This is a genomic window from Aromatoleum tolulyticum (assembly GCF_900156155.1).
GTDB lineage: Bacteria > Pseudomonadota > Gammaproteobacteria > Burkholderiales > Rhodocyclaceae > Aromatoleum > Aromatoleum tolulyticum.
The window spans coordinates 43,701-61,998 of sequence record NZ_FTMD01000008.1; the positions used below are offsets into that span (position 1 = coordinate 43,701).

An 18,298-nucleotide genomic window follows, 5' to 3' on the forward strand; every position below is an offset into this window, starting at 1 on the left:
CGGCATGAAGATCGGGAAGGTGGCCACCGGCTTCACGCTCATAGAGCTGCTGGTGGTCCTGGCCATCATCGCGACCCTGATGTCGATCGCGGCGCCGCGCTATTTCGATCACCTTGATCGCAGCCGCGAGGCGTCGCTGCGCCAGACGCTGTCCGTCGTGCGCGACGCGATCGACCGCTACCACTCGGACATCGGCAAGTGGCCACCCGACCTCGACACCCTCGTGACGAAGCGCTACCTGCGCAGGGTTCCCGTAGATCCGCTCACGGAGCGCAGCGATTCGTGGCTGCTTGTGCCGCCTCCGGGCGAGGATGAGGCGGGGGTGTGGGACCTGCACAGCGGGGCCGACGGCGCGGCAAAGGACGGGACGCGCTTTGCCGAGTGGTGAGCTCGCGCGCGACCGTGCGCGTACTGACGGCACGACTGCTGCGCCCCGTGCAGTCGGGGCGCCGCAGTCCGGTTACACCTACCTGCTCGTGTTGTTCATTGTCGCGGGGCTCGGCCTGCTGGTGGCGCAGACCGGACTGGTCTGGCACCAGGCGGCACAGCGCGACCGCGAGGCCGAACTGCTGGTGATCGGCGTGGAGTTCTCGCACGCGTTGTCGAGCTATGTGAAGGCCGGCGCGGATCAAAGCCTGCCCGAAAGCCTGCAGCAGCTCGTCGAGGATCGACGCGGTCCGGTGCTCGTCAGGCATCTGCGCCGGATCTACCGCGATCCTTTCACGGGGCGGCCCGTTTGGGGGCTCGAAAAGGCGGGTGGCCGAATCTCGGGAGTCTACAGCCTCGCCCAAGGCGTGCCGATCAGGCAGCACGACCTGCCCAAGGAGCTGGGCGGGCTCACCGGGGAGGTCAAAAGCTATGCGGAGTGGGTGTTCAGGCCGCTCGAGGCGGGCGGCGGCACGGCGGCGGCGACTGCGCCCCGCGCGGGAGGCGGTGCAGCCGTACCGCCGTCAGCGGAGTAGCTGTCAAGACAGCGAGCAGATTGCACCGTTTGCCCTGAGCCCGTCGAAGGGCAAACGCAGCGCTCCGACAGCCTCGGCCCGAACGCCGCTTCGTTGGGGCCCCAAGACCTAGCGCAACACCAGGTTGTCGCGGTGGATCAGTTCCGGCTCGTCGATGTAGCCGAGCAAGGACTCGATCTCGCTGCTGGGTTTGCGCGCCACGCGACGACATTCCGTGCTGCTGTAGTTGACCAGCCCGCGGCCGATCTCCTCGCCGGACGGTGTACGGCAGGCGACTGCCGAGCCGCGCTCGAAGTCGCCGCGCACCTCGATCACGCCGACCGGCAGCAGGCTGCGTCCGCTGCGCAGCGCCGACGCCGCGCCGTCGTCGATGACGAGGTCGCCTGCGAGCTGCAGGTGGTCGGCGAGCCACTGCTTGCGCGCCTGCAGCGGCGAGCTGGTGGCGTAGAGCAGGGTCCCCAGCGGCTCGCCCTTGCCGAGGCGCACGAGCGCGTCGGCCTCGTGGCCGCTGGCGATGCAGGTGTGGGCCCCGCTGCGGGCGGCACGCTGGGCTGCGCGGATCTTCGTGATCATGCCGCCCTTGCTGATGCCGGTACCGGCGCCGCCTGCCATCGCCTCGTAGGCGCGGTCTTCGGCACGCCCCTCGGCTACCAGCGTCGCCGCCGGATCCTGGCGCGGGTCCGCGGTGTAGAGGCCCTTCTGGTCGGTGAGGATGACCAGCGCATCGGCTTCGATGAGGTTCGCGACCAGAGCCCCCAGGGTGTCGTTGTCGCCGAACTTGATCTCGTCGGTGACGATGGTGTCGTTCTCGTTGATGATCGGCACGACGCCGAGTTCGAGCAGCGTCGTCAGGGTCGAGCGCGCGTTCAGGTAGCGCTTGCGGTCGGCGAGGTCGTCGTGCGTGAGCAGGATCTGCGCGGTGCGGATGCCATGGCGCGAGAAGGCGTCCTCATAGGCTTGGACGAGCCCCATCTGGCCGACCGCCGCCGCAGCCTGCAGCTTGTGCATCTCGTGCGGGCGCTTCGTCCAGCCCAGGCGCTGCATGCCGGCTGCGATGGCGCCCGAGGATACCAGCAGGACCTGCTTGCCGGAGTCGCGCAGGGCGGCGAACTGGCGCGCCCAGTCCGCCATCGCTGCCTTGTCGAGGCCGGCGCCGTTGTTGGTGACGAGGGCGCTGCCGACCTTGACCACCAGGCGGCGCGCGTTGCGGATCTTGTTTCGCATGATCTGTGACGGCAAGCGTGGGCTAACGGGGAGGAAGATCCGGCGCGAGGCCGGAGTCGGGATCAGCTGCCGGATTTCTCCGGGTGGTCCTCATCGTCTTCGTCCTCTTTCTCATTCTCTTCTTCGGCGAGGATCGTCTGCAGGCGGGCCTGATAGGCCGCCTCGACGCGGGCCTCCGCTTCCGCGGCGAGCCGGGCTTCCTCGGCGGCGCGGGCTGCACGCTCGGCTTCGGCCTGGGCGCGGTCGGCATCGAGGAAGTCCTGGATCGCGAAGATCAGCGGACGGCAGCCGTCGCCGGTGAGGGCGGAAATCTCGAAGTGGCGTTCCACCGGGCCATAGGCCTCGAGGAAGGCGGCGACGCGTTCGGCGCGCTCGTCCTCGGGGATCAGGTCCAGCTTGTTGAGGGCAAGCCAGCGTGGCTTGTTGTAGAGCGAATCGTCGTACTTGCGCAGTTCCTCGACGATCGCCTTCGCGTCTTGCACCGGATCGGCCTCCGGATCGAAGGGTGCGAGGTCGACGAGATGCAGCAGCACGCGGGTGCGCTGCAGATGGCGCAGGAACTGGTGGCCGAGGCCGGCACCTTCGGCCGCACCCTCGATCAGGCCGGGGATGTCGGCGATGACGAAGCTGCGGTTCTCGTCGGTACGCACGACGCCGAGGTTGGGCGCGAGCGTCGTGAAGGGGTAGTCGGCGACCTTCGGCTTGGCGGCCGAAACGGCGCGGATGAAGGTCGACTTGCCGGCGTTGGGCATGCCCAGCAGACCGACGTCGGCGAGCACCTTGAGTTCCAGGCGCAGCATGCGGCGCTCGCCTTCCTCGCCGAGCGTGCGCTTGCGCGGCGCGCGGTTCACGCTCGACTTGAAGTGCAGGTTGCCGAGGCCGCCCTTGCCGCCGCGGGCGATCAGCGCGCGCTTGCCATCGACGTCGAGGTCGGCGATGAGTTCGCCGGTCTCGTAGTCGGTGATCACGGTGCCGACCGGCATGCGCAGGGTGATGTCCTCGCCGCTCTTGCCGTAGCAGTCCTTGTTGCCGCCGTTTTCGCCGCGCTCGGCGCGGTGCATGCGCGTGTAGCGGAAGTCGATCAGCGTGTTGAGGTTGCGGTCGGCCACCGCAAAGATGCTGCCGCCGCGGCCGCCATCGCCGCCGTCGGGACCGCCGCGCGGGATGAATTTTTCGCGGCGGAAGGAGGCCGAACCGTTGCCGCCGTCGCCGGCGATTGCCTCGATGCGCGCTTCGTCAATGAACTTCATGGGTGCTCTGTGCCGAGTTGTGCTTATGGCAAAAACAAAAAAGCCCTACCGCAAGGATAGGGCTTTTCGAACCTTGATGCCGGAACTCAGGCGGCTTCGGGCACGATCACGACCGTGCGGCGACGCGAGGCGCCCTTCACGGTGAACTGCACGGTGCCGTTCTTCAGCGCGAACAGCGTGTGGTCCTTGCCGATGCCGACGTTCTCGCCCGGGTGGTATTCGGTGCCGCGCTGGCGAACGATGATGTTGCCTGCGAGCACGAACTGGCCGCCGTAGCGCTTGACGCCAAGTCGTTTCGATTCCGAGTCGCGGCCGTTACGGGAACTACCGCCAGCTTTTTTGTGTGCCATGACGAATTACCTCCTTGGCTAATCAGGCCGAGATCGCTTCGATGCGAAGCTCGGTGTAGTTCTGGCGATGGCCCTGATGCTTCTGGTAGTGCTTGCGGCGGCGCATCTTGAAAATCTTGACCTTGTCGTGACGGCCGTGGGAAACCACGGTGGCCTTCACTGCGGCGCCGGAAACCACCGGGGTGCCGATCTTGACCGACTCGCCCTCGCCGACCATGAGAACCTGGTCGATGGTGATTTCGGAGCCCACGTCTGCCGGTATCTGTTCTACCTTGATCTTTTCGCCGGCGACGACGCGATACTGCTTGCCGCCGGTTTTTATCACCGCGTACATGGTGTTGCTCCAGTTGATGGGTTTGCAAAGGAATCGCGCACTTTATACGACGAGGCCGGGAATAGTCAAGAAAATCAGCGCTTAGGCGCATGCGACGGAACATCGCCCGGTGTGCCGCCGGATGCGGGTATTCCCCAATGCTGACATCGGGTCGATGTGGATCTATGATTCGGATGTTGTCAGACAACTTTGGGGCGGCCGGGTAAATGGTGGCAAGTGAGGGATCGCGGCGCGGACCGCGGCTGAGCGTCGTCGTCGCAGGTCAGCTCGAAGCCTGGATCAGCGAGCAGGGGCTGAAGGCGGGCGCGCTGCTGCCGACCGAGAAGGTCTTGTGCGAGCGCTTCGGCGTGAGCCGGGCGGTGATCCGTGAGGCGATTTCGCGCCTGAAGGCCGACGGCTGCGTGATGACGCGGCAGGGTTCGGGCGCATACGTCGCGGCGCGGCCGGGGCAGGGTACCTTCCGGTTGCTGCGGCGGGACGGCAATGGCGAGGGGGCGGCGGACAACTCCGTCTCCGACCGCGAGATATCGGACATCTTCGAGTTGCGCTACCTCGTCGAGGCCGGCGCGGCCGAATTGGCTGCCCTGCGACGCTCGCCGCAGGAGCTGGAGCGTATGCGCGGGGCGCTGGAGCGCATGGCTGCCGCGTTGGAGACCGGCACCGACGCGCACACTGACGACGACGCCTTTCACGTCGCGGTCGCGGCGGCGACGCATAACCCGCAGATCGAGCGTTTCCAGGCGTTCATGGGGCAGCAGTTTTCCGATTCGCGTGTGCCGACCTGGAACGAGGCGGGGCATCGTTCCGGCCGGGCGCGCGATTCGCAGGCCGAGCACGTGCGGATCTTCGAGGCGATTGCGGCGGGCGATGCCGCGGCCGCACGGGCGGCCGCGACGGAGCACCTCGCCGGAGCGGTGCTGCGCCTCGGGCTGGACGAGCGGCGCTGGGGCGCGCTGCTTGAGATGAAGAGGGAGCGCGCGGTGGACGCGCGCAACGAGGAATTGCACGGCGTGGAGGAGGGGCGATGAATAGTGCGACGGACCCGGTGGTCCTGGGCGAGCAGGAGGCGGACTTCTCTGCCGTCGACAAGGCTCGCGTGGTGGAGGCGCTGGCGCGGGTGCTGCCCGCGGGCGCGCTGATGTACGACGCGGAGGAGCTGCGTCCGTACGAATGCGACGGCCTGTCGGCGTATCGGCAGATGCCGATGGTGGTGGCGCTGCCGACGACCGAGGAGCAGGTGGTCGCGGTGCTGAAGGTGTGCAGCGAGATGGGCGTGCCCGTCGTCGCGCGCGGCGCGGGTACCGGCCTGTCGGGCGGTGCGTTGCCGCACGCGTTCGGTGTCGTGCTGTCGCTGGCGCGCTTCAACCGCATCCTGCATCTGGATCCGCATGCGCGCACGGCGGTCGTGCAGCCGGGGGTGCGCAATCTCGCGATCTCCGAGGCGGCTTCGCCGCATGGGCTGTATTACGCGCCGGACCCGTCGTCGCAGATCGCGTGCACGATCGGCGGCAACGTCGCGGAGAACTCGGGTGGTGTGCATTGCCTGAAATATGGCCTGACGGTACATAACGTGCTGCGCGTGCGCGGCGTCACCATCGACGGCGAGATCGTAGAGATCGGCAACCATGGCCTCGATGCGCCGGGCTACGACCTGCTGGCGCTGGTGATCGGCTCCGAGGGCATGCTCGAGGTCGTCACCGAAGTGACCGTCAAGCTCACGCCCAAGCCGCAGCTCGCGCAGTGCGTGCTGGCGGCCTTCGACGACGTCATCAAGGCGGGCGAGGCGGTGGCCGAGATCATCGCCGCCGGCATCATCCCCGCCGGCCTCGAGATGATGGACCAGCCCGCGACTGCGGCGGTCGAGCAGTTCGTGCGCGCGGGCTATCCGCTCGACGCGAAGGCGATCCTGTTGTGCGAGTCGGACGGCACGCCCGAGGAGGTGGCCGAGGAGATCGAGCGCGTACGCGCGGTGCTGGAGCGCAGCGGCGCGACCGAGATCCGCGTGTCGCGCGACGAAGCCGAGCGCATGAAGTTCTGGGCCGGCCGCAAGGCGGCCTTCCCGGCGGCCGGACGCATCTCGCCCGACTACTACTGCATGGACGGGACGATTCCGCGTAAGCGCCTGGGCGAGATGCTCACCGCGATCCAGGAGATGGAGGGCAAGCACGGCCTGCGCTGCATCAACGTGTTCCATGCCGGCGACGGCAACCTGCACCCGCTGATCCTGTTCGATGCGAACCAGGAAGGTGAACTCGAGCGTGCGGAGGCCTTCGGCGCGGACATCCTCGAACTGTCGGTCGCGTTGGGCGGCACGATCACCGGCGAGCACGGGGTCGGCATCGAAAAGATCAACCAGATGTGCAGCCAGTTCACACGGCCGGAGCTGACGATGTTCTTCCGCGTGAAGGGCGCATTCGATCCGCGTGCGCTGCTCAATCCGGGCAAGGCGATCCCGACGCTCAACCGTTGCGCCGAATATGGACGCATGCGTGTGAGCAACGGGCATGTCCCGTATCCGGATATCCCCCGTTTCTGATGGATCGGGGCTGGATCCAGTTTCTTCTGGTAGCGGTGCCGGTCGTGTCGCTGATCGGCTCGTGGCTCGCGTTGCGGGCGATTGCCGAGCGGTACGACCGGAAACCGGGCACGCCGAAGACGCGGGCGCAGGCGGGGCGTGGCACAAAGGACAGGGCAGGGAACAAGGCGGAGAACGAATGAGCGATTTGACTGAACAGTGGCGCGAGCGGGTGTGTGCCGCCGCCGCGGCGGGAACGGCACTGCAGGTACGCGGGGGCGGGACCAAGGACTTCTATGGACGCACCCCGGTCGGCGAGGTATTCGATACCCGCGGTCATGCGGGCGTCGTCAGCTACGAGCCGACCGAACTGGTCGTAACCGTGCGGGCGGGCACGCCGCTCGCGGAACTCGAGGCGCTGGTCGCCGGCAGCGGACAGATGCTCGCGTTCGAGCCGCCGCATTTCGGCGCCGGCGCGACGGTCGGCGGCTGCGTGGCGGCCGGACTGTCCGGCCCGCGGCGTGCGACGGCCGGGGCGCTGCGCGACTTCGTCCTCGGCGTGCGCGTTCTCGACGGACGCGGTGAGGTGCTCTCCTTCGGCGGCCAGGTGATGAAGAACGTCGCCGGCTACGATGTGTCGCGCGCCATCGCGGGCAGCCTCGGGACGCTGGGCGTCATCCTCGACGTGTCGCTGAAGGTGCTGCCGCGACCGGTCGCGGAGACCACCTTGCGCTTCGCGATCGGCGAGAAGGAGGCGATCGATCGTCTCAACGACTGGGGCGGGCAGCCGCTGCCGGTCTCGGCTTCGGTCTGGGCGGACGGTGTGCTGCAACTGCGCCTGTCGGGCGCCGAGGCGGCGGTGCGTGCGGCCGAGCGCAAGCTGGGCGGCGAGGTGCTGGCGGACGAAGCGGCGGACGCCCTGTGGCAGGGCGTCCGCGAACAGACTGACGGGTTCTTCGCGGATGCGGCGCCGGGCGAGGTGCTGTGGCGTCTGTCGCTGCCGAGTTCGGCCGCGCCGGTGAAGCTCCCGGGCAAACAGCTGATCGAATGGGGCGGTGCGTTGCGCTGGCTGCGCTCGGATGCGCCCGCGGCGGCGATCCGCGAGCGTGTCGCCGCATTGGGCGGCCATGCGACGGCCTTCCGCGGGGCGGACCGTGCGGGCGAGGTCTTCCAGCCGCTCCCTGCTCCGGTGATGGCGATCCAGCGCCGCCTCAAGCAGGCCTTCGATCCGGCCGGGATCTTCAATCCCGGCCGCCTCTACGACGGAATCTGAACATGCAGACCCAACTTGCCGATTTCATCAAGGACACGCCGGAAGGGCGCGAGGCCGAGGCGATCCTGCGCGCGTGCGTGCATTGCGGCTTCTGTACCGCGACCTGTCCGACTTACCAGCTCCTCGGCGACGAGCTCGACGGGCCGCGCGGGCGCATCTACCTGATCAAGCAGCTGCTCGAAGGTCATGACGTCACCGAGAAGACGCGGCTGCATCTCGACCGCTGCCTGACCTGCCGCTCCTGCGAATCGACCTGTCCGTCGGGCGTGCAATACAGCCGTCTCGCCGACATCGGTCGCCATATCGTCGAGCAGCGCGTACCGCGCAGCGGCGCGGAGGCGGCCAAGCGCTGGGCGTTGCGCGAGTTCGTGCCGCGCGCCCAGGTGTTCGGCGTCGCGATGAAGGCCGGCCGCGCGGTGCGCGGCTTGCTGCCCGATGCATTGAAGGAGAAGGTGCCCGACGTGCGTCCCGGCGGACCGTGGCCGAAGCCGCGCCATGCCCGGCGCATGATCGCGCTGGCGGGCTGCGCACAGCCCGCGATGGCGCCGTCGATCAACGCCGCGACGGCGCGCGTGCTCGACGCCGTCGGCATCTCGCTGGTCGAACAGCCCGGCGCCGGATGCTGCGGCGCCGTGCGCTTCCACCTCAACGACCAGGAAGGCGGTCGCGACGATGCGCGGCGCAACATCGACGCGTGGTGGCCGGCGGTGGAGCGCGGCGAGGTCGAGGCGATCGTGATGACGGCCTCGGGCTGCGGGGTGCAGGTCAAGGACTATGGGCACCTGCTGGCGCAGGATGCGGCCTATGCGGAGAAGGCAGCCCGCATTTCCGCCATGACCCGCGACGTCAGCGAGATCGTCGCGGCCGAGGGCGAGAAGCTGCAGGAATTGCTCAAGACGCGGCGCGGCGAAGCCGTCGCAGTGGCCTTCCAGTCGCCCTGCACGCTGCAGCACGGCCAACAGATCCGTGGGGTGGTCGAGAGCCTGCTGACAACGGCCGGCTTCACGCTCACGCCGGTGCGCGATGGGCATCTGTGCTGCGGTTCGGCAGGCACCTACTCGCTGCTGCAGCCGGAACTCTCCAAGCAGCTGCGTGCGAACAAGCTTGCGGCGCTGGGCGAGGGCGGGGCGGCGATGATCGCTTCGGCCAATATCGGCTGCATGACCCACCTTCAGGCCGGTACGATGACGCCGGTGCGGCACTGGGTCGAACTGGTCGATAGCCGGCTCAACGGCTTCCCGCTCTGAGCACTCGCGGCGCACTCCGTCCGGGGTGCGCCGGTTCGCTTCGCAGGCCTTGCGGATAGCTCACCATGGATGCAGCCCCGGCGTCCCGGTCGGGGTGTGATTCTCGTCACGAGGGCCTGCAGTCCGGTGGCGCATGCCCTACCGCTAAATAGATATGCACTGTAATATCGGCGCAAAAGTACGAGCCTTGTCGTCCATGCCGATTACAGTAGAAACCTGCGTTGCGAGCCATATCGGAGATCGGCGCGAACAGCAGGACCGGGTGGGCGTCTTCGCGCATCCGCGCCAGCCCGGAATGCTCATGGCCGTGCTTGCCGACGGGATGGGCGGGCATACCGGTGGCGCCATGGCGGCAGAGCAGGTCTTGCTCAAGGCCCGGCAGAACTTCGATGATTATTCTCCGCGTTCGGAGGATGCCGGAAGCCTGCTGAGCACCATCGTCAACGAGGCTCACCTGATCATCCGCCTCACGCGTCTGACGAGCGAGAAGGAGCCTCACAGTACCGCGGTCGTATTCGTGCTGCAGCCCGGCGAGATACGCTGGGCGCATTGCGGAGATTCCCGTCTATATCACTTTCGTGATAATTGCCTGTTGACTCGCAGCGAGGACCATTCCCTCGTGGGTGACCTGCAGCGCAAGGGACAGCTCAACGACGCCGGAGCCCGCATTCATCCCAAGCGCAATGTCCTGCTGTCCTGCCTCGGAAGCGAGAGGCCTCCCGAGGTGGCTCTCGGGCAGGCGGTCAGGCCGCAGGCCGGCGACAGTTTTCTTTTGTGTTCGGACGGACTGTGGGGGCTCCTCTTCGACGCCGAGATCGCCGCGGAAGTGTGCTCGCGCGGCGCGCGCGACGCCGCCGAAGTGCTCATCGAGCGGGCGCGCAAGCGCGGGGCGGGCGCCGGCGACAACATCTCCCTCGCCCTGATCAAGCTCGTCGAGTCCCCCGCCTCACAGTCTTAGCCAGTTGCGCCGCCAGAAGGCCGCGGCCATCGCGGCAGCGACTGCGGCCATGATCGCCAGCGCGACGTAGAAGCCCTGTCCGTCCGCGATCAGGGGCATCCGTTCGAAGTTCATGCCGAAGATGCCGGTGATGAGCGTCGCCGGCAGGAACAGCGTCGTCAGCACCGTGAGGATGCGTACCTCGACGTTCAGCCGGTTGCTGACGGCCGACAGGTAGATGTCCATCAGGTCGCCGAGCAACTCGCGCACGGCATCCAGCGTCTCGATCACATGGATGGTGTGGTCGTAAACGTCGCGCAGGTAGAGGCGGGTATCCTGCTGGAAGAACGCGCTTTCTCCGCGCAGCAGGCTGTTCAGGACCTCGCGCAGCGGCCAGATCGCCCGTCGCAGCAGCTGGGTGTCGTGCTTGACCAGGTTGATCGTGCGCAGCAGTGCCGGGGTGGGGCTGGCGAGCGCATCGTCCTCGAGCTGTTCGGCCGTGTCGCCGAGCTGGTCGACCACGATGAAATACCGGTCGATGACCGCGTCGAGCAGCGTGTAGGCGAGGTAATCGGTGCCGCGTTTCAGCACGGGCGCCAAGGGCGCGCGCAGACGGTCGCGAATCGGCTCGAAGATGCCGGTGCGCCGTTCCTGGAAGGTCAGGACGAAGTTTTCCCCCAGAACCACGCTGATCTGGTCGGAACCGAGCGTGCGCGACGCCGCGTCGTACTCGAACACGCGCAGGACGCAAAACAGGTAGCTGCCATAGTCCTCGATCTTCGGTCGCTGGTGCGTGTTCAGGATGTCTTCGAGCACCAGCGGATGCAGCTGGAAGCGCCGCCCGATCTCGCCGAGGATCTCGGCATTCTGCAGACCGTGCACGTTGAGCCACAGACGCTCGTGTGCCGGCGTGTATTCGCGCGATTCGACGATGCTCGCGAAGCGCCTCTCCTCGATCCCGTTCTCGTCGTAGGCGATCAGCGTGATCTCCGGGCGATCGGTCTTCACTGCGCCGACGTGGACCAGCGAACCGGGTGGAAGACCGGCCTTCGCCGTGGTGATGGCCTTTGTTTTGCGGCGTCGGGTGCCGTTGCGTGACGTCTTCATCGGGAACTTTCTTGCATGAACAGGTTGCGCTGCAAACCGCAATCGGTATTATCCGTCAAGCGCCCAGCGCAAATTGCAAGAAATTTGCAGTTTGCATCGAAACAATAGAACAGGTGATGGCGCCAGCACCTGCAAATTCAGTCGCGGATCATCGGAGAGTCGAAAACGGAAATTGCGCTGCGGAGCGGTCGGCCGCGGTGTTTCTATGTCCGCCGTCGGAGTTGGCCCGCGCAAGCGTACACATTTACCAACCCAGTCTGGGAGGACAGCCAATGGCTCTGTTGATCGGAGTTCCAGCGGAAGTGATCGCGGGCGAGCGACGTTTGTCGGTCGTTCCCGATGTAGTGAAGAGATACCTCGGCCTCGGTGCCAAGGTCGTGATTCAGTCAGGTGCGGGCATGCCCGCGCATCTGCGCGACGACATGTTCGCGGATATCCAGGTCGCGTCGAGCGGCGTCGAGGTGTGCGCCGCGGCCGACGCCGTGCTGTGCGTGCAGCCGCCTTCGGCCGAACTGATCGCGGCGATGAAGCCGGGCGCCGTGCTGTTGGGCATGTTGCAGCCCTGGTTCAGCGTCGAGCGCGTACAGCAGCTGATGGAAAAACAGATCACCAGCTTCGCGCTGGAGCTCCTGCCGCGGATCTCCCGCTCGCAGAGCATGGACGCCCTCTCCAGCCAGGCCGCCGTTGCGGGCTACGAGTGCGCGCTGATCGCCGCCGACCACAGCCCGAAGTTCTTCCCCATGCTCACCTATGCAGCCGGCACCATCCGCCCGGCCAAGGTGCTCGTGATCGGTGCGGGCGTCGCAGGCCTGCAGGCGATCGCGACCGCGCGCCGCATCGGCGCGATGGTCGAAGCCTACGACGTGCGCCCCGAGACGCGCGAGCAGATCGAGTCGCTCGGTGCGAAGTTCGTCGACACCGGCGTGTCCGCAGCCGGTACCGGCGGCTACGCGCGTGAGCTCACCGACGAGGAGAAGGCCAAGCAGGCCGAACGCCTCGCCAAGGCCGTGGCGCAGTGCGATGCGCTGATCACCACCGCGGCGATCCCGGGCAGGAAGGCGCCCAAGATCATCACCGCCGACATGGTCGCACGCATGAAGCCGGGCGCAGTCGTCGTCGACATGGCGGCCGAATCCGGCGGCAACGTCGAAGGCACGGTCGCCGGCGAGAAGACCTGGATCAACGACGTTCTCCTCATCGGCCCCACCCACATTGCCAGCCGCATGCCGGTGCATGCGTCCGAGATGTACGCCAAGAACCTCTTCAACTTCATCTCCCCCTTCATCAAGGACGGCGAGCTCGTGCTCGACTGGGAGGACGAAGTGATGGCCGGCTGCTGCCTCACCCATGCGGGCGAGCTGCGACACGCCGGCGTCAGGCAGGTTCTGGGACTGTAAGGGGAGGACGCAAAGTGGAAGGCATTACCGCGCTGTATATATTCATGCTGGCCGCATTCACCGGATATGAGGTGATCTCGCGCGTGCCGGTGATCCTGCATACCCCGCTGATGTCGGGGTCGAACTTCGTGCATGGCGTCGTGCTCGTGGGCGCGATGGTCGTGCTCGGTCACGCCGATCCGGCAGACCCCGGACAGCTGGCCATCGGCTTCGTCGCGGTGTTCCTCGGCGCGGCCAACGCCGCCGGCGGCTACGTCGTGACCGAGCGCATGCTCGCGATGTTCAAGTCCAAGACTGGAGGTGCGCAATGAACGGCGTCATCCAGCTGGCCTATTTCGCGGTTGCCGTGGTGTTCATCCTCGGCCTCAAGGCGATGAGCTCCCCGGTCACCGCGCGCAAGGGCATCGTGTGGGCGGGCTACGCGATGATCGCTGCGACCCTCGTCACCTTCTACACGCCGGGCATGCAGAACTACGGCCTGATGATCACGGCCATCGTGCTCGGCGGCGGCGTCGCGTGGTGGAGCGGGCGCGTCGTCAAGATGACCGACATGCCGCAGATGGTCGCCATCTACAACGGCATGGGCGGCGGCGCGGCGGCCGCGATCGCGGCGCTCGAGTTCGCGCGTGGCGGCTCGCACGGCGTGGCCGGCACCACGCTGGCGGTGCTCGGCGCGCTGATCGGTTCGGTCGCCTTCTCTGGCTCGTGCATCGCCTTCGCCAAGCTGCAGGGCATCATGACCAAGGCCTGGCGGCTGCCGGCGCAGAACATGGTGAACGTCGGCCTCGCTGCGTTCGCCGTGGTGCTGGGCCTGGCCATTGTCGTCGTCGAGACGCCGCCGTCGGCCCTCGTGATCGCCTTCTTCGTCGTCGCGCTGGCGCTCGGTGCGATCCTCACCAGCCCGATCGGCGGTGCCGACATGCCGGTGGTGATCTCGCTGCTGAACGCCTTCACCGGTCTGGCGGTGGGTCTCGAGGGTTATGTGCTCGGCAACCCGGCGTTGATCGTCGCGGGTATCGTCGTGGGCGCCTCCGGTACGCTGCTCACCCAGCTGATGGCGAAGGCGATGAACCGGCCGATCCGCAACATCATCTTCACGCCGCTCTCCGGTGCGGCCGCGGGTGGTGGCGAGGCGATCGAAGGCTCGATGAAGGAACTCTCCGCGCTCGATGCGGCCTCCGTCATGCGCTACGCCTCCAAGGTCATCATCGTGCCGGGCTACGGCATGGCGGTGGCGGGCGCGCAGCACAAGGTGTGGGAGATGGCGCAACTTCTCGAAGAGGGCGGCGTCGAGGTGGTGTTCGCGATCCATCCGGTCGCGGGCCGCATGCCGGGCCACATGAACGTGCTGCTCGCCGAAGCGGGCGTGCCCTACGACAAGATCTTCGACCTCGAGGAGATCAACGCCGACTTCCCGCAGGCGGACGTGGCATTGGTGATCGGCGCGAACGACGTCGTGAACCCGGTTGCACGCACCGACAAGTCCAGCCCGATCTACGGCATGCCCATCCTCAACGTCGACATGGCGCACAACGTCATCGTCGTGAAGCGCGGCCAGGGGGCGGGCTACTCGGGCATCGAGAACGCGCTGTTCTACAAGGACAACTGCCGCATGCTGTACGGCAGTGCGCAGCAGATCATCGGCGAAGTCATCACCCACGTGAAGGCGCTGGAGGTCTGAGCGTCGTCCGGAAGCGGCCTGCGGCTCCCGAAAGGGGCCGTTGGCCGCTTCAGTCTGCGGCGGGCCGTGCCGTAATATCGGGAACCGGTGATTGGCGAGGACTGGCCGATGCTGTTGCGTGCCCTGATTGCAAGTTTGACCCTGCTGCTGCCCGCGGCCCTGTCGGCGCAGACCGCGCCCGCGAATGCGGGCGCCCCGTCTTCCCCCGCCGCAGCCCCTGAAACAACGAAACCGGATCGCTCCTTCCGCGATACCACCGGCTACCGCTATCCGGCGTTGTCGCGTACGCAGCGTGACCTCCAGAACCTCGCTTATGCGCTGCAACTGCGCGACTACTGCGCCGACGACCGCGTGCCGGACGATTTCGTGAAGGCGCAGCTCGCGAGTTTCGGCCGCATCACCGGCCGCACCGAAACCTGCCGGACGCTGCTCGCCTACTGATCCGCTACGCGAGGAAGGCGCTGAAGGCGTCGGGCGCCATTGGCCGGCCGAAGAGCGGCCCCTGCTGGAGCCGGCATCCGAGGGCGGACAGGAAGGCCTCCTGTCCTTCCGCTTCGACCCCACGCGCGAGCACGTCCAGACCGAGGACCCCGGCCATGCCGGTGATCGCCTCGACAATGGCCTCGCTGTCCTCGCGAATGCCGACCTCGCGCACGAGCAGGGGATCGAGCTTCAGGGCGTGCAGCGGGTAGCGCTTGAGCCGCGGAATCGACGACAGGCCGCGGCCATAATCGTCGATCGCCAGACGCACGCCGGTTTCCGCGATCGCCTGCAGCATTCCGATCAGGCGGGTGTGCTCATCGTCGAGCACGCGCTCGTCGAGATCCAGCTCCAGCCGCGCCGCATCGAGGCCCGACGCGCTCAGCGCGTGATGCACGCGTTCCGCGAGGTTGCCGTGCAGCAGCTGCTCGAGCGCCACGTTCACGACGACGCGCACGACGCGACCTTCGTGCCGCGGCCACGCCGCTGCGGCCGTGCAGGCTGCATGCAGCACCCAGTCGCCCATGCGCACGAGCTGTCCCGAATCGCGCGCGACTCCGGCGAAGCGCTGGAAGGGAATCAGCCCGAGTTCGGGGTGATGCCAGCGCAACAAGGCTTCGCCGGCATGCACGGTGCCGTCGCGGACGTCCACCAGCGGCTGGAAATGGACGTCCAGCTGGCCGAGATCGACCGCCTGGCGCAAGCGCGTCTCGAAGGCCAGCAGGGGGGCTTCGGGCAGGTCGTGCATCACCACCACGAGGCCGGGATGGGCAGCCGAGTCGAGCGCATACGTGACGACATCGACGTCGAAGGTTGTGCCGTCGCTGCGCCGGTGCTGCCAGATGCCCGGCTCGGCGGCGTGCCGGCCGTCGCCCGGTGTCGTGCGCAGAGCGCCGATATCCATCGTGCACAAGGTTTCGCGCGAATAGCCATACACCCGTGCCGCGGCTGCGTTCGCGGCAAGGATGCGCAGTTGCGGACCCTCGCATAGCAAGGTCGGCAAGGGGCTGTCGACGAACATGCGCTCCAGCACGCTCTCGCCGGGTGGCGCCGGAGGATTTTCCGTCGCCGTGCCGTGCTGTGCGGGCGGCAGGATCAGCAGACGCCAGTCCGGTTTCGGTCCGACGAGCACGCGTGCGGCAATCTCGCCGGCGCGTCCCGGCACTTTCAGGCGTGCGACCTGGGCGGCGTCCGCCGCCGGCCAGTCGATGCCGAGACAGTCGCCGACCGCCTGGCCGACCAGGCTGCCGCGCGTGAGCCCCAGCGCGCCGAGAGCCGCCGCATTCGCCGCGGCAATGCGGTCGCGCTCGTCGATGACGATCACCGGCTGTTCGAGCGCCGCCGCCAGCCGGGGCCACAGCGCATCCACTGCCGGCGTCTCGTCGAATGTGCTGCTGGCGTAAGCCTCGGCGATGACGTCGGGGCTCAGGATCAGGGCGTGGATGCCCGGCCGGATGCGCGCGGCGGCAACGAAACGCAGGTCGCGATGCCGTTCGCCCGGCAAGGACACGCGCAGACTGCCGCGCATCTCGCCCTGGATGAAGAGGCGGGCGCGTGCGTCGAGGAAGTCGCGCTCCGAAGGGAAGAGGTCGGCAAGGGGCTTGCCGGCAATCTGCCGGTAGTCGCGTTCCAGCAGGCGGCAGGCCGCGCTGTTGGCCTCCAGCACCACCTCGTCGCCCGTGATGATCAGCCCCTCGTCGATCAGCTCGAAGAGGGCAAGGTAGAGACCCGTCTCCGCGCCTTCGGAGAAATCCGGGATGAAGGGCTCTTCTTCGGGATGTTCGTTACCCTGCGGGCGACGGGCTGCGTTCATGGGGGCGATCGTTCCACGTATTCGGGCGATGTTTCGGCGTAGGCCCAGAATACTCGAACGTGTCGCAACGATTGCGCCGAATAGGCGGCAAGGGCGCCCCCAATTCCGCCCGATTGCCGTCTCTTGCGCTCACTTGCCGCGCCCTGCCGTAATGCCGCCTGCGGACGGCTTACTTGCGTCCCAGACCGCCCAGCAGGACCGCGATGGGGCGTGCGTGACGGCGTGGCGGTGCGCCGCGCTTGTCGGTCTCGGTGTCCGTCGGTTGCAGGCTTGCCGCGGTCGCTGCGACGGGAGTAGTTGGCTCGTAGGGCTTGCTGAAATCGAAACCGTCTGCGGCGATCGTTGACCTGCCGCGGCGTCGCGTGTCGCCGCTGCGGGCGGGGGCCGTGCTGCGGGCGCCCGGTGCCGGCTCGCGCGGCGCCGGTTCGCGCGGTGCATCGGACGTCTTCGCGGACGGGCCGCGGCGACCCCTGCCACGTGTCCCGGCCTCGTGGAAATCGGGTTCGGGATCGAAACCCGGTACGGCTTCCTGCGGGATCTGCAGCTTGATGAGCTTCTCGATCTCGGCGAGAAGATGCTTCTCCTCGGAGCTCACCAGCGACACCGCGTGGCCCTGGCGACCGGCGCGGCCGGTGCGGCCGATGCGGTGCACATAGTCTTCCGCGGTGTGCGGCAGTTCGAAGTTGATCACCGAAGGCAGATCGTCGATGTCCAGCCCGCGCGCGGCGACATCGGTCGCCACCAGCACGCGCAACTTGCCCGACTTGAACGCCTCCAGCGTCTCGGTGCGCTGCGCCTGTCCCTTGTCGCCGTGGATCGCGTCGGCAGCGATGCCGTGGCGCTCGAGGAAGTGCGCAAGGCGTCCACATTCGATCTTGGTTGCGACGAACACCAGTGCCTGCGTGTCCGGTTCGTGGCGCAGGATGTGCGCCAGCAGGTTGCGCTTGAGGCCGGCCGACACGGGGTGCACGCGGTGCGTGATCGTTTCGGACACCATGTTGCGGCGCGCGACCTCGATCAGCTGCGGCTCCTTGAGCATCTGGTCGGCGAGCTTCTTGATCTCGTCCGAGAAGGTCGCCGAGAACAGCAGGCTCTGGCGCGAGGCCGGCAGCAGGTCGAGAATGCGGCGGATGTCGGGAATGAAGCCCATGTCCAGCATGCGGTCGGCTTCGTCCAGCACCAGCATCTCGACCTGGTTCAGCACGATCGTCCTCTGCTGCACGTGGTCGAGCAGGCGTCCGGGCGTGGCGACGACGATCTCGACGCCGTTGCGCAGTTCCTGGATCTGCGGCTTCATGTCGACGCCGCCGTAGATGCACGTGCTGCGCAGCGGGACGTACTTGCTGTAGGTCTTTACCGATTCGAACACCTGCATCGCCAGCTCGCGCGTGGGCGCTAGGATCAGCGCGCGCACCGGGTGGCGCGCGGGGCTCGTCGAGGTGCTGGCGTGGCGGGAAAGGCGTTGCAGCAGGGGTAGTGTGAAGCCGGCAGTCTTGCCGGTGCCCGTCTGGGCGCCGCCCATCATGTCGCGGCCGGACAACACGACAGGGATGGCCTGCTGCTGGATCGGGGTAGGGGTGGTGTAGCCGGTGTCGGCCACAGCGCGTAACAACTCGGGAATCAACCCGAGGTCGGCGAAGCTCATAGGCGCCTATCTTCCATGGGGGCCTGTCGCGTCGGGCGCGACGCCAGAAGAGGCGACTGGAGGAACGGAGACCGGAACGTCGG

19 protein-coding genes are annotated in these 18,298 nt (G+C 67.4%); 12 read left to right on the forward strand and 7 right to left on the reverse strand.

Features of this window, described 5'->3' with window-relative positions; translation table 11 throughout:
- The first annotated feature begins 4 nt into the window (after positions 1-4).
- Both BW991_RS13000 and BW991_RS13005 read left to right on the forward strand, forming a co-directional pair.
- On the forward strand, positions 5-388 hold the full coding sequence (locus BW991_RS13000; protein WP_076602546.1) for a type II secretion system protein: 384 nt from the start codon (positions 5-7) through the stop codon (positions 386-388).
- Complete coding sequence (locus BW991_RS13005) at positions 375-962, forward strand: type II secretion system protein (RefSeq protein WP_244551687.1); 588 nt, start codon at positions 375-377, stop codon at positions 960-962. The genes BW991_RS13000 and BW991_RS13005 overlap by 14 nt, the downstream gene beginning before the upstream one ends.
- Positions 963-1,070: 108 nt before the next feature.
- Here the strand turns inward: BW991_RS13005 and proB are convergent, their stop codons facing one another.
- The 4 genes from proB to rplU all read right to left on the reverse strand — a co-directional run bounded on the left by proB (position 1,071) and on the right by rplU (position 4,120).
- Positions 1,071-2,186 carry a glutamate 5-kinase gene (gene proB / locus BW991_RS13010; RefSeq protein WP_076602729.1) on the reverse strand — a complete coding sequence of 372 codons (1,116 nt, stop codon included), beginning with the start codon at positions 2,184-2,186 and terminating at the stop codon, positions 1,071-1,073.
- 62 nt (positions 2,187-2,248) lie between these two features.
- On the reverse strand, positions 2,249-3,436 hold the full coding sequence (gene cgtA / locus BW991_RS13015) for an Obg family GTPase CgtA (protein WP_076602547.1): 1,188 nt from the start codon (positions 3,434-3,436) through the stop codon (positions 2,249-2,251).
- 86 nt (positions 3,437-3,522) lie between these two features.
- A complete protein-coding gene (gene rpmA, locus BW991_RS13020; RefSeq protein ID WP_076602548.1) occupies positions 3,523-3,786 on the reverse strand; it encodes a 50S ribosomal protein L27 in 264 nt (87 codons plus the stop codon).
- Between the two features lie 22 nt (positions 3,787-3,808).
- Positions 3,809-4,120 carry a 50S ribosomal protein L21 gene (gene rplU / locus BW991_RS13025; RefSeq protein ID WP_076602549.1) on the reverse strand — a complete coding sequence of 104 codons (312 nt, stop codon included), beginning with the start codon at positions 4,118-4,120 and terminating at the stop codon, positions 3,809-3,811.
- Between the two features lie 206 nt (positions 4,121-4,326).
- On the opposite strand from rplU, the gene BW991_RS13030 reads away from it, so the two are divergent.
- From BW991_RS13030 to BW991_RS13055, 6 genes are all read left to right on the forward strand, one after another.
- A complete protein-coding gene (locus tag BW991_RS13030) occupies positions 4,327-5,148 on the forward strand; it encodes a FadR/GntR family transcriptional regulator (protein ID WP_076602550.1) in 822 nt (273 codons plus the stop codon).
- A complete protein-coding gene (locus BW991_RS13035) occupies positions 5,145-6,656 on the forward strand; it encodes an FAD-linked oxidase C-terminal domain-containing protein (RefSeq protein WP_076602551.1) in 1,512 nt (503 codons plus the stop codon). The genes BW991_RS13030 and BW991_RS13035 overlap by 4 nt, the downstream gene beginning before the upstream one ends.
- On the forward strand, positions 6,656-6,838 hold the full coding sequence (locus BW991_RS13040; RefSeq protein ID WP_076602552.1) for a hypothetical protein: 183 nt from the start codon (positions 6,656-6,658) through the stop codon (positions 6,836-6,838). The genes BW991_RS13035 and BW991_RS13040 overlap by 1 nt, the downstream gene beginning before the upstream one ends.
- Complete coding sequence (glcE, locus tag BW991_RS13045) at positions 6,835-7,908, forward strand: glycolate oxidase subunit GlcE (RefSeq protein ID WP_076602553.1); 1,074 nt, start codon at positions 6,835-6,837, stop codon at positions 7,906-7,908. Before BW991_RS13040 ends, glcE begins: the two co-directional genes overlap by 4 nt.
- A 2-nt stretch (positions 7,909-7,910) precedes the next feature.
- Positions 7,911-9,155 carry a glycolate oxidase subunit GlcF gene (glcF, locus tag BW991_RS13050; protein ID WP_076602554.1) on the forward strand — a complete coding sequence of 415 codons (1,245 nt, stop codon included), beginning with the start codon at positions 7,911-7,913 and terminating at the stop codon, positions 9,153-9,155.
- A 196-nt stretch (positions 9,156-9,351) separates the two neighbouring features.
- A complete protein-coding gene (locus BW991_RS13055) occupies positions 9,352-10,113 on the forward strand; it encodes a PP2C family protein-serine/threonine phosphatase (protein ID WP_076602555.1) in 762 nt (253 codons plus the stop codon).
- Here the strand turns inward: BW991_RS13055 and corA are convergent.
- Positions 10,102-11,199 (reverse strand): magnesium/cobalt transporter CorA, encoded by a 1,098-nt coding sequence (corA, locus tag BW991_RS13060; protein WP_076602556.1) that lies wholly within the window; start codon positions 11,197-11,199, stop codon positions 10,102-10,104. The two genes, BW991_RS13055 and corA, sit on opposite strands and share 12 nt — an antisense overlap.
- Before the next feature lie 272 nt (positions 11,200-11,471).
- Here corA and BW991_RS13065 point away from each other — a divergent pair, with 272 nt between their 5' ends.
- The 4 genes from BW991_RS13065 to BW991_RS13080 all read left to right on the forward strand — a co-directional run bounded on the left by BW991_RS13065 (position 11,472) and on the right by BW991_RS13080 (position 14,718).
- Positions 11,472-12,596: an NAD(P) transhydrogenase subunit alpha gene (locus BW991_RS13065; RefSeq protein WP_076602557.1), complete on the forward strand. Its 1,125-nt coding sequence runs from the start codon at positions 11,472-11,474 to the stop codon at positions 12,594-12,596.
- 14 nt (positions 12,597-12,610) lie between these two features.
- Positions 12,611-12,907, forward strand: a complete 297-nt coding sequence (locus BW991_RS13070; RefSeq protein WP_076602558.1) for an NAD(P) transhydrogenase subunit alpha part 2 — start codon at positions 12,611-12,613, stop codon at positions 12,905-12,907.
- A complete protein-coding gene (locus BW991_RS13075; RefSeq protein ID WP_076602559.1) occupies positions 12,904-14,277 on the forward strand; it encodes an NAD(P)(+) transhydrogenase (Re/Si-specific) subunit beta in 1,374 nt (457 codons plus the stop codon). The genes BW991_RS13070 and BW991_RS13075 overlap by 4 nt, the downstream gene beginning before the upstream one ends.
- A gap of 108 nt (positions 14,278-14,385) precedes the next feature.
- On the forward strand, positions 14,386-14,718 hold the full coding sequence (locus BW991_RS13080) for a hypothetical protein (protein ID WP_076602730.1): 333 nt from the start codon (positions 14,386-14,388) through the stop codon (positions 14,716-14,718).
- Between the two features lie 4 nt (positions 14,719-14,722).
- Here the strand turns inward: BW991_RS13080 and BW991_RS13085 are convergent, their stop codons facing one another.
- Both BW991_RS13085 and BW991_RS13090 read right to left on the reverse strand, forming a co-directional pair.
- Positions 14,723-16,570 carry an EAL domain-containing protein gene (locus BW991_RS13085; RefSeq protein WP_076602560.1) on the reverse strand — a complete coding sequence of 616 codons (1,848 nt, stop codon included), beginning with the start codon at positions 16,568-16,570 and terminating at the stop codon, positions 14,723-14,725.
- A 169-nt stretch (positions 16,571-16,739) separates the two neighbouring features.
- Positions 16,740-18,215 carry a DEAD/DEAH box helicase gene (locus tag BW991_RS13090; protein WP_076602561.1) on the reverse strand — a complete coding sequence of 492 codons (1,476 nt, stop codon included), beginning with the start codon at positions 18,213-18,215 and terminating at the stop codon, positions 16,740-16,742.
- Positions 18,216-18,298 lie beyond the last annotated feature (83 nt).